General features: G+C 55.5%; 15 protein-coding genes and 1 pseudogene. 3 read left to right on the forward strand and 13 right to left on the reverse strand.

The genetic code is table 11. The annotated features are described in order from the left end of the window. Nucleotides 1-100: 100 nt before the first annotated feature. The gene (locus ACMGE0_RS27155; RefSeq protein WP_436819005.1) at nucleotides 101-1,297 is read left to right on the forward strand and encodes an ROK family protein; all 1,197 of its coding nucleotides are present in this window, start codon (nucleotides 101-103) and stop codon (nucleotides 1,295-1,297) included. On the opposite strand, the gene ACMGE0_RS27160 is transcribed toward ACMGE0_RS27155, so the two are convergent. From ACMGE0_RS27160 to ACMGE0_RS27205, 10 genes are all read right to left on the reverse strand, one after another. Then, nucleotides 1,294-1,887: a hypothetical protein gene (locus tag ACMGE0_RS27160; RefSeq protein WP_436819006.1), complete on the reverse strand. Its 594-nt coding sequence runs from the start codon at nucleotides 1,885-1,887 to the stop codon at nucleotides 1,294-1,296. The two genes, ACMGE0_RS27155 and ACMGE0_RS27160, sit on opposite strands and share 4 nt — an antisense overlap. Nucleotides 1,888-2,941: 1,054 nt before the next feature. Beyond that, nucleotides 2,942-4,375, reverse strand: coding sequence for a Glu/Leu/Phe/Val family dehydrogenase (locus tag ACMGE0_RS27165; protein WP_436819007.1), 1,434 nt, complete (start codon nucleotides 4,373-4,375; stop codon nucleotides 2,942-2,944). A 155-nt stretch (nucleotides 4,376-4,530) separates the two neighbouring features. Beyond that, nucleotides 4,531-5,235, reverse strand: coding sequence for a ribonuclease activity regulator RraA (locus ACMGE0_RS27170; RefSeq protein WP_436819008.1), 705 nt, complete (start codon nucleotides 5,233-5,235; stop codon nucleotides 4,531-4,533). A 13-nt stretch (nucleotides 5,236-5,248) separates the two neighbouring features. Then, nucleotides 5,249-6,034, reverse strand: coding sequence for an SDR family oxidoreductase (locus ACMGE0_RS27175; RefSeq protein ID WP_436819009.1), 786 nt, complete (start codon nucleotides 6,032-6,034; stop codon nucleotides 5,249-5,251). A 46-nt stretch (nucleotides 6,035-6,080) separates the two neighbouring features. Further along, nucleotides 6,081-6,809, reverse strand: a complete 729-nt coding sequence (locus ACMGE0_RS27180; RefSeq protein WP_436819010.1) for an amino acid ABC transporter ATP-binding protein — start codon at nucleotides 6,807-6,809, stop codon at nucleotides 6,081-6,083. Then, the gene (locus ACMGE0_RS27185; protein WP_436819011.1) at nucleotides 6,806-7,543 is read right to left on the reverse strand and encodes an amino acid ABC transporter permease; all 738 of its coding nucleotides are present in this window, start codon (nucleotides 7,541-7,543) and stop codon (nucleotides 6,806-6,808) included. The genes ACMGE0_RS27180 and ACMGE0_RS27185 overlap by 4 nt, the downstream gene beginning before the upstream one ends. After that, nucleotides 7,540-8,241 carry an amino acid ABC transporter permease gene (locus ACMGE0_RS27190; RefSeq protein WP_436819012.1) on the reverse strand — a complete coding sequence of 234 codons (702 nt, stop codon included), beginning with the start codon at nucleotides 8,239-8,241 and terminating at the stop codon, nucleotides 7,540-7,542. Before ACMGE0_RS27190 ends, ACMGE0_RS27185 begins: the two co-directional genes overlap by 4 nt. A gap of 49 nt (nucleotides 8,242-8,290) precedes the next feature. Further along, a complete protein-coding gene (locus tag ACMGE0_RS27195; protein WP_436819013.1) occupies nucleotides 8,291-9,100 on the reverse strand; it encodes a transporter substrate-binding domain-containing protein in 810 nt (269 codons plus the stop codon). A gap of 82 nt (nucleotides 9,101-9,182) precedes the next feature. Beyond that, nucleotides 9,183-10,394, reverse strand: coding sequence for an aminotransferase class I/II-fold pyridoxal phosphate-dependent enzyme (locus ACMGE0_RS27200; protein WP_436819014.1), 1,212 nt, complete (start codon nucleotides 10,392-10,394; stop codon nucleotides 9,183-9,185). Between the two features lie 83 nt (nucleotides 10,395-10,477). Further along, the gene (locus ACMGE0_RS27205) at nucleotides 10,478-11,389 is read right to left on the reverse strand and encodes a LysR family transcriptional regulator (protein ID WP_436819015.1); all 912 of its coding nucleotides are present in this window, start codon (nucleotides 11,387-11,389) and stop codon (nucleotides 10,478-10,480) included. Nucleotides 11,390-12,075: 686 nt separating this feature from the next. Here ACMGE0_RS27205 and ACMGE0_RS27210 point away from each other — a divergent pair. Next, nucleotides 12,076-12,483, forward strand: a pseudogene (locus ACMGE0_RS27210) (IS21 family transposase); the annotation flags it as partial. 118 nt (nucleotides 12,484-12,601) lie between these two features. Here the strand turns inward: ACMGE0_RS27210 and ACMGE0_RS27215 are convergent. Together ACMGE0_RS27215 and ACMGE0_RS27220 are read right to left on the reverse strand one after the other, a co-directional pair. Continuing rightward, entirely contained in the window at nucleotides 12,602-12,919 is a 318-nt protein-coding gene (locus ACMGE0_RS27215; protein ID WP_436819016.1) for a hypothetical protein, read from the reverse strand. 42 nt (nucleotides 12,920-12,961) lie between these two features. Continuing rightward, entirely contained in the window at nucleotides 12,962-13,996 is a 1,035-nt protein-coding gene (locus ACMGE0_RS27220; RefSeq protein WP_436819017.1) for a TauD/TfdA family dioxygenase, read from the reverse strand. A gap of 106 nt (nucleotides 13,997-14,102) precedes the next feature. Between ACMGE0_RS27220 and ACMGE0_RS27225 the strand changes: the two genes are divergently transcribed. After that, entirely contained in the window at nucleotides 14,103-14,987 is an 885-nt protein-coding gene (locus ACMGE0_RS27225) for a LysR family transcriptional regulator (RefSeq protein WP_436819018.1), read from the forward strand. A 59-nt stretch (nucleotides 14,988-15,046) separates the two neighbouring features. On the opposite strand, the gene ACMGE0_RS27230 is transcribed toward ACMGE0_RS27225, so the two are convergent. After that, nucleotides 15,047-15,355 carry a non-heme iron oxygenase ferredoxin subunit gene (locus ACMGE0_RS27230; protein WP_436819019.1) on the reverse strand — a complete coding sequence of 103 codons (309 nt, stop codon included), beginning with the start codon at nucleotides 15,353-15,355 and terminating at the stop codon, nucleotides 15,047-15,049. Nucleotides 15,356-15,363 lie beyond the last annotated feature (8 nt).

A 15,363-nucleotide genomic window follows, 5' to 3' on the forward strand; every position in this document is an offset into this window, starting at 1 on the left:
CTCGGATAATTTTTAAAGTTACCGACTTTAATAAAGGAGTCAACTCGCTTTCCGGCCCATCGGTGTGGTAATTGGACTTCGTGGATTCGATGGAGAAGAGATGGATTTCGTCGGGCGAAAGCAGATGTCTCAGGTGGCGCAAGCAACCTTTGCGACCTTGGTGTCGCTCGGGGAGGCAACCCGCAAGACATTGTCCGAAAGCGTGGGAATCAGCCTCCCGACAGTGACGGCGGCCCTTGCTGAGTTGGCGGCTTCGAAAATGGTTCTGGAGATCCGCCGCGAGCAAGGATTGCGAGGTCGTGCGACCCTTGTTTACGGCGTCAGTGATGAGGCCGGCTGGGTTCTTGGCGTGGACATTGGGTCGACACAGGTGAGCATTCTTGCCAGGGGCCTGAATGGCACGGTCTTGCAAGATATTTGCGTGCGTCATCATGGTGAACCGGTAACCGCGGCGAAACTTGCCGGGGAACACGTTGCCCTTTCGGCGAAAAAACTGGGGGCAAAGCTGTCTCTGCATGCCGTTGCGCTTGCATTGAACCAGGTCGTGCCAAGAAATCTCGAACGGGTCGCCGATCGCGGTTCGCTTGTCGTTGACATGGTAGACGCGTTTTGCTCCACCGCTGAACTTTCTGCACTCTGTCCTATCTTGATCGAAAACAACGTGAACTGTGCAGCGGTTGCCGAGCACGCGACCGGTTCCCTGCGCGGCCACGATGACGCCGTCTATATGCAGATCGGCGTCGGCATAGGACTTGGATTTTTCTGCGATGGCGCCCTCATTCGAGGAGGGCAGGGTGGGAGCGGCGAACTGGCCCAGGTTCCCCTGTCCTGGTCGGCAGATGTGGTATCGCCGCGTGATGCGATAGAACAAAGGTATGGGTCGCGAGGCTTGATGAAAAGTGCACTTTTAAAATGGCCCGGTGGTGAGGCGCCCCCGCGCATTGCCGAAGAACTGTTCGCGCTTGGACAGATGGAGCATCCGATCGCAGCCGCGCTTATGCGTGAACATGGGGTTGCGCTCGGGCGCATAGCGGCGGCCGCGGCAGCCATCCTTGATCCTTCAGTAATGGCCTTGGGCGGCGGTCTCTCACGGAATGCGGCCTTTGCCGAAATTGTCATCGACGAATTCAGGGCCAGAAACCGGGATACGCAGATCGAGTTATCAACCAAAGGCGCAAACGCCACCGTAGAAGGGGCTGCAATTCTCGCACATGATTTGGCAATGCGTTCGCTTGTCAGCCAATATCACAAGCCAATCCTATCGCGGCCAACGCTGCGCGCTTCTCATCCCGTCTAGGCTGATCTTCGGTCGACCAGCCCTAAAATCTGTTCGAGCGCGCCATAAAGCTGTTGGATATCGGTTATCTCAGGGGAAGAGGCAGGGCGGCCGGCGTCTGTCTTCCCTGCGCTCACAGGACTTCGACTGCTTCGCCAACCGGAATAATGGAGAGCAGCAATGGCCGCTCCTTTTGCCGCGATAGTACCTGCCAAGGAACTACTGACGATCACGGCTCCGTTCTTATCGGCGTCATACCACTCTAGCGCACGCAGGATCATTCCGTCTGCGAGGTCGTGGGATCGTTCACTTCGCGATTGAAGTTCGGCTTTGCTGCCGCTCAGGGAGATATCCCATGCGATCCAGAAGTCAGGGGCGGCGCCGCGAATGGTTAGCAGGTCGTCGAGCATCTTCGTTAGCGGGGCGTATTCCGCCAATCCACGCGAGGCAGCAGCCATACCTCTTTGGTCCGAAATGAAGCCGAAGAGAACATTCTGCGCCCGCAGTCGTCTTAACATCGCAACCAGGTCATCGTTGATATCTCCGAGCATGAGATCCCTTGGAGGGTTCTTCCGCCTGAGGAGAACATCATCTCGCTCAAAAACGACCATGCCGATGGAGCCAATTCTTCGAAATATGCAATAGACGTCGCGTGTGTCTGCTATCAACGCTCACAATCAAAGCTGGAGCCAGCTTCGCCTCTTCTCGCCGATCAAAGTCTCGTTAGAATATTCGGCTTCCGGGAAGATGGCGGGTCAACTCCCGTAAGAGCTGCGAACTTTTCCGCGCTTCGGATTTGGGCTTGCCGAGGAACAGTGAAATGCAACGCGAGGCCCGGCGTCCATGTCAGAGTGCCAGGACCGCAGGCTTCGGGGCAGTTTTTTCAGTGACGCATCTGGGCAAATTATCGCCGGTCGACTTGATCATGGCTCCAGTTCCTTGTCGCGAGCGAAACGCGGTCCAATACGGACAAGCGCCAGAAGCTGATCAAGATGATGAACGGCTTCCTACCGATGCGGTGGAATCTTTGCCGGTTTTCAAACGAGCTCATGGCGCAGCCATCCGTCAGATGTTCGCGGGATGCCGGCCGAGGCGCCAGCTAGCCCTCTCCATCGTTTAGCAGCATCATACGCAGAAGGGGCATTGCTGGAAGCAAAAAGCGCTTTTTGCGTGTAAAGAAAATGTGAAAATTTGCCTCATGGTATTTGCTATAACACGAAATTCTACAACGGTTTAGAACTTCATTGTGACGGCTGCCCAAGAGAGGCCGTGTTAAATCGATTAAAACTTAAACTTGTATCAGATAGGGAACCAAAGCATCCTTCATATTCCGACATATTTGAATCGGCCAAGTTCGAAGTATCCCGGAACATGTCTATTCCTTACTAGGTGCTAAGGCTCTCGACCGACCCATTGATCGCTACGCTGCGCGGTCGCTCAGCTTCCTTCTAGGTAATAAAACTTGGGCCTCGCTGTCACGGATTCCGGATGCTTATCTGAGGAAGGACGCGCTGCGCCATTTGATCAAGGTGTGGATCAGAGACATTGCTTTAGTCGTGGAGATGGGAATAATCGGGGCGCCAATTTGAGATCACTAATTCGGCGTGATGCGGCTGCCGCCTAACGGACAGCAATCATTCCGGCTTCATGATAGTGCACCGGACTTCAGATACCGATCGCTTGATAGATGGCTTTCAGTCGATTAATCGCAATGACGTATGCTGCGGTGCGCAGATCGCTGATCTTGGAATCTGAATTCCACAGATCAGACATCCGCCTATAAGTTGAGTGCATTTTTTCCTCAAGACCGGATCGAACAAGGTCTATCTCGGACGCCCCCAATTGTAACCGGCCGAAGTTTCCTTGGGCCAGCTTAACACCGAGCGCGCCCTCAAGGGCCGTTACCAGTTCAAGGTGCTCGTGCTCCCGCTGTCGGCGCTCCATAAGCCCAAATGGCATGTGGGTGAGGTTCTTCACCCATTCAAAATAGCTTACCGTAACACCGCCGGCGTTCGCGAAAAGGTCGGGTATGATCACCACCCCTCGTTCTCTGAGGATCTCATTGGCTTCGTAAGTCACCGGGCCGTTGGCGGCCTCTGCGATTACAGCAGCTTTTATGCGTCTCGCGTTGTCTTCGTTGATCACGCTCTCCAAGGCGGCCGGGATCAAGATCTCGCATTCTTTTTCGAGAGCAGCTTCGCCGTCATTGCCGAAGGTTCCGCCTTCAAAGCCAGCAACTCCTCCATGGATGCGGACATGCTCTTTCAGCGCTTCGATATCAAGTCCGTCGGCATTGGTAATGGCACCATCGCGCTCGATGATTGTCGTTATGCGGCAACCATCTTCAGCCAGGAACTTTGCGGCATGATAGCCGACATTTCCAAAGCCTTGAACGACCACTCTGCACTGATCCAGGGTCGAAGGAACACGTGCTTTTCTTCGGTCACGTTCGGTCTGGAAAAATACCCGGACCGCGTACTGAACTCCCCGGCCCGTCGCTTCCACTCTCCCTTCGATACCGCCTGCGGCGATCGGCTTGCCTGTGACGCATCCCGCAGCATTGATATCGTGCGGGTTCATCCGCTGATACTCGTTACCGATCCAAACCATTGTCTGTTCCGATGTCCCGACGTCCGGGGCCGGAACGTTAAGGGCAGGGCTGAGAAAATTCTGGCGCACCAGCTCCTGTGTGAAGCGGCGCGTGATCCGCTCGAGTTCTGCCTCCGTCCAATCCGAAACGTTAATTTTAAGCGCCCCTTTAGAGCCGGCAAAGGGAAGGTCCATCAGCGCGCACTTGTAAGTCATCAGCGCGGCTAGCGCTTCAACCTCATGCTGATCGACATTGGGGGCATAACGGATCCCGCCCTTGGCCGGAGAGGGATGATTGGTATGAACCGAGCGCCATCCTTCAAATGTGTACATTCGACCGCGCAAACGAACGCCGAAACGTGTTACATAGGTTTCGTTGCAAATCCGGATTTTTTCCGCGAGGCCCTCCTGCATTGGGACCAACTCTGCCGCTCTGCTGAACATAGCATCTACGTCGGAGAGGAAGCCACGGTTTGTATTTTCCAACGCTTTTGCAATCTTTTGATGCATTGTGATGCGCTCCTTGGCCCTTTAGGCAGCTGTGCCACGCGTGATGTGTTCCGCCATGCGTCCACCTGGGGGTGACGCATAGCGGTCATCACCATTCTCGGGAGTTTTGATTTGATAGATCCGACGCTCGGTTGCGTCCGAATAGCGACGAATGCTCAGCGAGCTTCTTGATCACCGGTTTGGTAGCGCTTCCGGGTTTCCTCGTTCATCGGGTAAAGCCCGGGCAAAGCAATTCCTTTTTTAATTTCGTCGAAGATCCAAGCCTCTTCTCTCTCCTGTTCAGGAGCGATCGCGACAACCTCGTCAAGCAGAGCGGCCGGAATGATCACGGCGCCGTCGTCATCCGCCACAACGAAGTCACCGGGGACGATCGCCACTCCGCCGCACCCAATGGTTTCCTGCCAGCCCACAAACGAAAGACTGGCAACGGCGGGCGGCGCAGCAATGCCCGCCGCCCAGACATCAAGGCCGGTCGCGCGGATGCCGACCGCATCGCGCACGACTCCATCCGTGACGAGCCCTGCCACGCCGCGCTTTTTCATTCTGGCGCAAAGCAAATCGCCAAATATCCCCGCGTCCTTCGCCCCGACTGCATCGGTTACGACAACAGCTCCTTCAGGCATGGCCTCGACGGCCGCTCGCGTTGAGGTGGGCGAACTCCACGAGGCGGGGCTCGCCAAATCTTCGCGCATCGGAACGAACCGGAGGGTAAATGCGGGGCCAACGATCCTGGGCTGGCCTACCCTCAATGGTGCGGATCCTCTGATCCAAGAGTTGCGCAAACCCTTCTTCAACAAAACAGTTGTGATCGTGGCGGTTGAAACCCGGGATAGCGTGTCTACGATTTCATGGTGCTGCATGTGTGTGTTCTTTCTAGATCGAGGGAACGTAGCCGCCGTCAACGCGGATCACGGAGCCATTTACGTACGAGGCTTTGTTGCTCGCGAGAAAAGTCACGACATCGGCGTATTCAGAAGGGTCCCCGTATCTGCCAGCCGGAATGGAAGCGGTGCTTTGTTTGCGGACGTCCTCTACGGAACGTCCTTCACGTTCAGCCTTCTTCTCATCGAGAAAGTCGATGCGCTTCGTCAGAATACGCCCCGGGACGATGACATTCGAAGTGATGCCTCTGCTCCCCACCTCACCAGCCAGGGTCTTCGACCAGCCAGTCAGCGATGTTCGCAGCGCGTTTGAGATCCCAAGTCCTGGGATAGGGGCGATCACTCCCGAGGAAGTAGAGGTGATGATCCGGCCCCAACCTTTGTCACTCATGGCTGGAATGACAGCATCTGCAATGGCGAATACAGAGAGAACCATGCTGTTGAAGAAAGTCTGCCAGACATGGCTTGGTTGACCAACGATCGGTCCTGGTGGAGGGCCGCCCGTGATCGCCACCAGGATATCAACGGAGCCGAGTTGCTCAGCGATTTTCCTGATATTTGGCTCTACCGTGTCGATTTCGGAAAGGTCCCATCGCAGCGAGAGCGCCTTCCCGTCAGAAGCTTCAATTTGCTCGGACACGGCCGCCGCGGCATCAACATCAACGTCTGCAACGGCGATGTTCGCACCCTCTCGGGCGAGTGATACGGCGATTGCTGATCCCAGCCCGCCACCGCCGCCCAACACGAGGGCTGTCTTGCCTTTAATTTCCAGATCCATGTTCCACCTTTAATCGGTCAATCGTTCGATAGCGTCGAGAAACTCTTCACGCACTGCGGATGTCGGAGATGAAGCGCTTCGCGCGGGGGTGAGTTGGAGAATTGAAGAACACTTCAGGGGGCGCACGTTCAAGAACCGCACCGTCCGCCATGAACCAAACCCTATCCGCCACCTCGCGAGCGAAACCCATCTCATGCGTGACACAAATCATTGTCATGCCCTCGGAGGCGAGTTGCTTCATGACCTGTAGAACCTCCCCGACCATCTCCGGATCAAGTGCGCTTGTCGGCTCATCAAAGAGCATGATCGGCGGGCTCATGGCCAAACATCGCGCGATCGCGACACGCTGCTGCTGGCCGCCAGAAAGTTGATCCGGATAGGCATGGGGCTTGTTTTCCAGGCCGACCCTTGCGAGCAAAGACATCGCCAGCTCTTTCGCTGCGGCTTTACTCATTCGTCGGATTTTCACGGGTGCCAACATCAGATTCGAAAGGACGGACAGATGCGGAAAGAGGTTGAACTGCTGAAAGACGAACCCAATCGCTGTCCGGAACTGATTGATATCAACGTCCCTGCTATTAGGGTCAATGCCATCGACAAGGATCTTGCCTTCCTGGATCGGCTCTAAGCGATTGATTGTGCGGATAAGGGTTGATTTTCCGGAGCCTGACGGCCCGCACACAACCACGACCTCGCCCTTCTCAACACGTTCGGATACATCGTGCAGGACCTGGTAACTCCCATACCACTTCTTAACCTGCTGAAATTCGATCATGGGCGGGCCTCCTGCAGAGATGTCACCGAACTGCTTGTTGCCTTAAGGTCCTGAGATCTTCGGTCCTTGATGCGTTGCTCGACCACGCGCGCGACCTTGCTCAGGGCATAGCAAATCATGAAATAGATGCTCGCCAGGAGCGCGTAGACTTCAAACGGCTTCGTGAATAACTGCGCATTTATCTGCGTAGCGGTGAATGTAGCTTCGTGAACGCCGATGATGTAGGCCAGAGATGTGTCCTTGATCAGCATGATGAACTGGCTGATTATACTTGGGAGCGCGTTGTACAGGACTTGGGGGAGAACTACGTAAAACTGGGTCCGCCAGTAGCCCAACCCCAAGGAGCGGGCCGCTTCCATTTGTCCTGGCGGTAGAGAGGCTATCGATCCCCGGATTGCCTCGCTCAGATACGCGCCTTCGTAGATGACAAGCGCAGTTATTACCGTCGCCAGGGCTGACGTATTGTAGCCAACCAAGAGAGGCACGACGAAATATGCCCAGAAGATCAGCAGGATCAGCGGCACACCCCTCACGAGGTAAACGTACCCCGAGGACAGCGCCCTCAAGATCTGCAGATTGGATGTTCGTGCAAGAGCGATTGCGATGGAGAGCGGGAACGCGGTCACCAATGCGGCGGCCGACAGTATCAAGGTGAGAGCAATCCCTCCAATTGGCCCGTGAGGAAACTCGCCGATGAGAAGCCCGAGGCCAAAGGTGTTAAGGATGTCGATCATGCACCGCGCCTCCCCCTGTTGGATCGTCTTCCAAGCCAGTCACCGAGAGCCATGACCGTTTGGGTCAAAACGAGGAAGACAATCGTCGGAACCAAGAAGGCGGCGAAGGTCGCGTAGGTCTGACCATCCACCTGACGCGCGACGTACATCAATTCTCCGACGCCGATAGCCATGGCCAGTGTCGTGGACTTGAGGAGACTGAGCGTCTGGTTGACCAGCGCAGGCATTGCAACGCGGATAGCCTGAGGAATCATGATCAGTTGCAATGTGCGAAGGTGCGACAAGGAAAGGGCCCGAGCAGCTTCGTATTGCCCTTGCGGCAAAGCGCGAATGCCGCTTCGAAAGTCTTCGGTAATGTACGCCGCGGAATTGAGGCTGAGAGCCACCACTGCGTAGAAGAATTCTGTGAGGTGTGCATCGGCCCAAGGCTTGAGCGGCTGAGGAATGAGCTGGGGAACCCCGAAATACCATACGAGCAGTTGAACGAGCACTGGAACGTTACGGTGATATTCCACGAAAACGCGCACGAGGTATTCAGCCGGCTGCAGCGACATCCGAGTGATCGTCAAGGCGATCCCGAGCGCGAATGCCAGAACGAAGCAGAGCCCAAACAGCTGAAGAGTGAGGGCTAGCCCTTCGATGAATAGATATTGGATGTCTGGCTGCCCGAGGATGGACAAGGAATTGGAAGAAAACATTGCGACCGCCTTTCCGATGCAGGGCGCCGCAGCGCCCTGCCGCTAGAAGCTATTGAAAATCCTTCAACTCGGTCAGCTTTTTGACCCTCTCCAGCTTGTACTCCGTGTTGGGACCGAACCACTTGTCCCATATCGCTTGAAGCTCGCCACTAGCCTCCATGTCGGCCAGCGACTTGTTAACTGCTTCCAGTAGAGCAGCTTCCCCGAGCTTCACGCCGATGCAGTCGGGTTCCCAATGCAGAACCTCATCGAGGAAGACGACTTGACCCTCAGCACGGTTGCGGAATCCGACTGCCGCCGCCTGCGATATCGTCATCGCATCAACTTTACCTTGCTGAAGAGCCAGGAAAGCCAAGGGGCCATCGTCGTAGGTGATGATCGAGCTGTTCTTCAGAACTTGCCTTGCCTTGGCTTCCGGGTTCGAGGCTCGGATCGCACTGACCCGTTTACCCTTCAAGTCGTCAAACGATTTGATGCCGGACGCTGTTTTAACGAGAACTGGAATCGGAACCTGTATATAGGCCGACGAGAACGCGATTTGCTTGGCCCGTTCGGCTGTGTAGCCCATCGCCGCTGCCACGACGTCGACGCGATCTGTCGTCAAAGAGGGAATACGGGATGCAACGGAAAGCGTTTGCAGTTCCAGTTTCACGCCGAGAGATTTTGCGACGCCTGCGCAGACATCTACATCGAAGCCGACGGTGGTCCGGGACTTCGGATCCTGAAAGCCGAGAGGCACAAGATCTCCAAACACGCCGCAGGTCAGCGAACCCTTAGCTTTGATGTCAGCGAGTTTATCCGCATGCGCTGCGGAGCAGATGCTCGCAGCGATCAAGGTAGCAATAGCAACAAGTTTCATGTCGATTTCCTTCGTTCACCACTCTGAAGCCTCTGTCTTTTTCTTCTCCGGGGCGGCCGAGGCGCCACCGGCCCGTTCAAGTTCAGCGAAGAGCTGCGCAGGCAGCTGCAATTCGCGCGCAAGCTTTCTCAAGCGTCGTTAGCGACGTCGCAAAAGAAATCCGGAATGCTGGGGAAACACCGTAAGCGGCGCCTTGAACCGTGGCGACGCCATAATCGTTCAGCAAATACATCACGACGTCGGTGTCGTTGCTGATGCGGACCCCGGATGGAGAGGTTTTACCGATGATCTCTTCGCATCCCACATAGACATAGAAGGCTCCTTGCGGAGTTGGGCATGAGAGACCTTGGACGGCGTTGAGATGTGATACTACGTAATCACGGCGCTGACGATACTTTGCGAGCCAAGCCGGGAAGAAGTCCATTCCTCCCTTCAAGGCTGTCAGCGCTGCTGCCTGGCTCACAGACGCGGGGTTCCCGCTGTTTTGAGACTGCAGCATCGCCATTGCCTTAATGAGCGGCTGAGGCCCGCCGGCGTAGCCAATTCGAAATCCCGTCATCGAATAGGCTTTGGAAACGCCGTTGATCGTCAAGGTCCGATCGAACAAATCGGGATTGGCCGCCGCAAAGCTCGTGTAGTTGCTATCGTCATAACGAATGTGCTCGTAGATGTCGTCCGTTAAGACCTGGACATCTGGGTGCTCTCGTAATACACGCCCCAAAGCTGCGAGTTCGGACGAGGTATAGGTCGAGCCCGTCGGGTTGTTCGGCGAGTTCAAGAAAAGCCACTTGGTACGGGGTGTCAGGGCTTCCCGAAGTTGGTCGGGCGTAATCTTGAAGTCCTGAGCTGCGCTGGTCGTCACGAAAACCGGTAAACCGCCGTTGAAGCGAACGATGTCCGGGTAGGAAACCCAGTACGGGGCAGGAATGATCGCCTCGTCACCATCATTGACGCTGCACGTGACGGCGTTGAATATGATTTGCTTCGCACCAGCGCCAACGGAGATCTGGCTGGTCTCGTAGTGGAGCCCATTCTCGCGGCGGAATTTTTCGACAATTGCTTCCTTTAAGGCCTTCGTTCCGTCAACCGACGTATATTTCGTCGCGCCGCTTCTCATAGCTTCAGACGCGCCGTCGATGATATGCACCGGTGTCTCAAAGTCGGGTTCACCGCCAGCCAGATTACAAATGTCGTGACCGGCTGCAATGAGCTCGTTCGCGCGGCTCATCGCAGTTACGCTCGGAGAGGGCTTTATCAGCTCGAGGCGTTTCGCAAGCATTTCGGTGGCTTTCATTGATCTCTGATGAGATCAAACTGCCTCTGTACGTCTAAGTCGTCAATGGAATTTAATTTCTTCTTAATATTCCCAAAAGGAAACTAATCTACGCCTTGGGTCGCAGTGGCTAGCCGTCCAAAATCACAGATCTCGCTTGCGATTGCCATGACGAAGCGGAGGAAGTCGTCAGCCTTACCCTTTGGGTACATGACGCAATATGGAATTTTCGGCAGAGGCGGCGATGTCTCGATCGGTTTCAATGCGCCGTTTGCGATAAGCCCTTCTGAGGCTTTGCGCGGGAGATAACTGATCCCCAGCCCAGAGAGTGTGAGTGAGGTCTGCGCAGCGAGGCTACTCGTTGAAATCGCGCTACCGAGACTGACGTGGTTGCTATCAAGCCATCGTACAATCAAATCTCCAAGACCAGAACCATGTCGTTGTGCGATAATTGTGTAGTCCTTCAGAGCACTCAGCGGGATCCTGCTAAGGTGAGGCGCGTAAATAGGACTGCAAAGCCAGGAAAATTCAACCGCAGCGAGTGTAATAATCTCAAACTCCGGAGTTCTGAACGCATCAGGAACTACCGCCATATCCAGATCGGCTACTCTCAACTTTTCGACAAGCGCCGCACTGGCTTCGACCACTGGCTCTACAGTGACAGAAGGGTGGCTGTTGCGAATTCGGCTCACGAGAGCAGGCAGCCAGGTAGTGGCCGTTAGCTCCGTGACGCCAAGTCGCAAACTTCGTACCGTTGGAGCAGCCTTCGCATCGTCTAGCAGGCGAGTGCGGTGGTGCAAAATCTCCGCGGTGTGCTTCAGCATCCGGCGCCCGTCATGTGTCAGCTGAACGCGCCGTTTTGTTCTATCGAACAGCTCCAATTGAAGTGCGTATTCTAGATCCTGAACCCGCTTTGAAACAGCAGATTGTGTCGCACCAAGTCGATCAGCAGCCTCGTTAACGCCTCCGAGCTCGGCCACCCAAAAGAATGCCTCCAGCTGCTTAAAAGTGATCATAAAGCACGCTCGTTCTGTATGGACACGGGTAAGATAAAAAATCAGTCGGATTGTCCTATCTTATACTTGACGAAGTCGGGACTGCCACCTGCGGAGTTTGCTCAAGAATGAGACACGCGGCGACGTTCAGGCCGTCATGCTCATATAGCCCTGAGCACATTCAGCCCAGCAAGCCCCCAGCAGACGCTTGCGAGGAAGCGTGCCGCCGCCGCCCCGACGGCACCGGCGCCGCCAGTAATCAGTGCTGTCTTCATCGATTTCTCCTTTATATTTCGGTTCTTCCGGCGTGGATCGATCTGGATCGCTGGACTGAAGACACAGCGGATCTCACGACCACCCCTGCACGCATTCTGCACTGAGGCTTTCGGACGGGCTTGGGTACAGTCGACCTTCTGGTGGACACTCGGCGCCGGGTGTCCCCTGATCCCGATCGGCAAGCAATGGTCGACAATGCTGTATCTTTCTCCAAAGAGGGCCATCGCCTTGCTGCATGCTTGCAGCACAGTAGCGATGGCCCTGATGTTTGGGCATTGCCCTTCGACAGACGTCGTCACCGCCCTCGGGTCGGGAAACCGTTCTTCGCGGATATTACGTCTGCGACTGTCGTCGAACAGACGGGCATCAGTGGATTATTAGTGAACCGGATTAATCAATCGGCAGCACAGGCATCCGGTAAAAATTGCGCTGTCGCCGCGGAAGGCCAGATCGTCTGCGAGCACAGCCGCATTATCAGCCGCTCCCATGACGGGCCGGGGCAGACGATCTATGATTGGCGACATTATCTGGCGGTCGTGCAGCGAAAGCCAGGTGCGCTTCGCAATGGCGCACCATTCGCCGAACTCCCCCATGCATTCCGGACCTTGCAGCAATACCTGGTCAAGAAGCCAGGCGGCGATCAAGAGATGGCCGAAAACCTGGCGCTGGTCCTTCAGCACGATGAACAGGCCGTCCTGTCGGCGGTCGACATGGCACTGAAGTCCGGCATTCCGACCAGGACGCATGTGCTGAACCTGCTTCATCGTCTCGTCGACGGCAAATCCTTCACGCCACCCACCATAGACGCGCCGCAAGCACTGACGCTCATTCATGGCCCAAGCCGTCTGCGAGCTGACAGAGCAGGGAGCGCCGGCGTTCGAAGCTGCTATTCCGATTTTGGCGGGGAGTGTCAGGAATTCTGTGCCGGGGGCCATCATGATGAAAAGGAGCGAATGATCACATGGCTATCGAAAAAGCTGCGAGCCTATGGGGCAACGTGATGATGATCCGATCGAGATTTTTCAGCGTTAGCATACCGCGCCAGAACGTTTCCAAGTCCTCCATTGCGACATGACCGGGAATGCAAATTGAATTGCGACCCCGTGCCCTGAGCATATCTGTAACACCGCTTGGTGATTTAACGTGTGCGATGGGATCACCGATAATAAAGTTCAGGCGTGTTGCACCATCAAGGTCCCGTTTAGCCCCTCGTTTGGTGGATAACAGTCGTTTTCTGATTTGAAGCAAAACGGTGCGGAAGCGCTCCTGCACCATTGGCTATCTTCGCGCAAGGGCGAGAGCGCTCTCTGTTCCTGATTAAGCTAGTTCTCGCAGATGGGCGGGAATACCGTCACGCGTTGATGCGGATCCGAAAAGATGGTCGAAATCGTCTGCAAGATCGCGCCCCCGATGGGCGCGAAGCCAGATCCGCTGAAGGAAACGCTTGCGCTCTGGTTCTGGGAAATCAACGAAAGCGGTTCGTGAATGCAAGACGCAATAATTGTTCAGGAACTGGATGTCGCCTGGCTGAAAGTCCATGTCGAGAAAATATCGCGGGTCGTTCGAAATGCGATTAACCTCGTTGATGGCCTCATGCTGCGATTGACTCCAGGCCTTGCCGGTCCGTTTCACGGCAGACTCTGCCCAGCCCGGAACGTATCGGAAGCTCAATCGATCATTGTGCCAGCTCAACATCGGAATTGGATGGTCGCTAACCGCTGCGACATCGGGTGCCTGTTCGCCTTTCCGATCAAAATAATACCCATCGTAGAATGCATCGATGAGATCCGTCCGTCCGGATTCAGCTAGAGCATTGTAAATTGAGATCGAGCTGCAAATCCGGCTCACGCCGCCCTCCTTGGCGGGATGCATGCACAGGAGCCCGACGATATCTGCAAAGTCAGAATGGTAGTACAGCTTGGCGCTCGTCTGCGGACCCCGAACGTTGAGATCGCTGGCTGAGAGCCCCGCGTCCTGTACCGGTACGAGAAGATCCCCCTTGTGATTCTGCGAAACCGGCGTGCCGATGTGCGTCGAAAGCCCCCAATAGACGAGGGCGGAATCCTCCGTTCCCCAACGCTGAACCGGAAGACCACGGATCAGCGAAAATCCCCGTCCGTTTTCGAGATCTTCTCCAATATGCTTCAGTGTCGACTCCAAAGAAGGAATGGCGAAATCCGATGGACTAATTTCCTCCATTTTCAAATCGCGCGCTTTGACATTTTGGAGCGCCGCTTCGATTTCTTCGAGATTACGGGATGTCAACTGGGTCAACCAGGACTTTTCATCCTGAAGTTCGCTTCCAAGCCACGCGCAGGGTTCGTTGATCGGTTCATACATACGGTTTTTCATGTGATCCTCCTGTAACACTTGATTTTATGAAGGATGCACCGCTTCAGCGCTATGCCGTAGGCTTTGGTAGGGTATAACCTTTCTCTATGGATCGCTTGAGGACATCATGCTTAGTCTCCGCCAGATAGAAGTCTTCCGCGCTTTCATGGTGACAGGCACGGTCAGTGATGCGGCGCGGCTTTTAGGTGTGTCCCAACCATCGATCAGCACGATTCTTTTGCATATCCAGGATCGACTTCAGGTGCGACTGTATCACCGCGTCCGGGGGCGATTGCTGCCAACGCCTGAGGCAATGCGTCTTCTGGACGAAATTCAGAACATTTGGGATGGGATTGAACGTGTTCGGCTGGCCGCAGCCGATCTTCGCCAGGGGCTGCCAGAAATACTCCGCATTGCCGCCTCTCCCAGCCTCGGCGTGGACGTCCTGCCGCCGCTCATCACCGCCCTTCGAACCAATCGCCCGAACGTGAGGATCAAGCTCGAATTGCTGACCCCGCTACCGCTGATGCGATCGTTGCTCGAAGGCCGAACCGACATCGGGTTCAATGTTCCACTGTTGGAGGATCCAGGACTAATCACCGAGACGGCAGGACAGATCGGCATTTTTTGTGTGGTACCACAGATCCACGATCTCGCGAAGCTAAAGCAGGTGAGCCTCGAAGACGTCGCGAAATACCCGCTTGTGATGCACTCGCAGGATCAGCCCGAGCGGCGTCTCGTCGAAGAATTGTTTTCCGCCAGGGGGCTCTTTCCCGACAGCTCCATTCATGTCCAGTCAGGTCAAAGCGCCTGTCGATTCGTCAAAGCTGGCGCGGGGATTGCTTTGGTTGATGGCTTTACTGCCCGAGATACGGCATTTGCCGACCTTCGCGCAATACCGCTCGCTCCGGCCGCCCACATGGACGTATGTGTAGTATGGAACGCAAATCGACCGTTGGGGGCTGCCGCTAGCGAGCTTCAGGCCGCGATTACAAGGCAGCTTAGTGACTGATTGCCCAGAAGGAGATCGTGCATTTGCTCAGCCCCGCCAGGTATCAAAGTTTGAGCCTCTCAGACCTGCGAAACGACAATCCAATCGTTCTCAACTTCAACCTTAAAAATCTTCAGTGGTTTCTCGGCCGGAGCTTCTGTCGGCCTTCCGGATTTCACGCAGAACCGGCCGGCATGCAAGGGGCATTCGATCTCAGTCCCTTCGAGCCAGCCATCCCCCAGGCTGGCGTTGCCATGCGTGCAGAGATCCTGGGTGGCGAACACCCCTTCCTCGGTGTGGTAGATCGCTAGCCTACCGAAATGCGGATGATCCACCGCCACAGCGCTGCCGGGATCAATTTCACTCAATCTGCAAAGCCGTTCGCTCATGTCGCACC

Source organism: Neorhizobium descurainiae (assembly GCF_051400715.1).
GTDB lineage: Bacteria > Pseudomonadota > Alphaproteobacteria > Rhizobiales > Rhizobiaceae > Neorhizobium.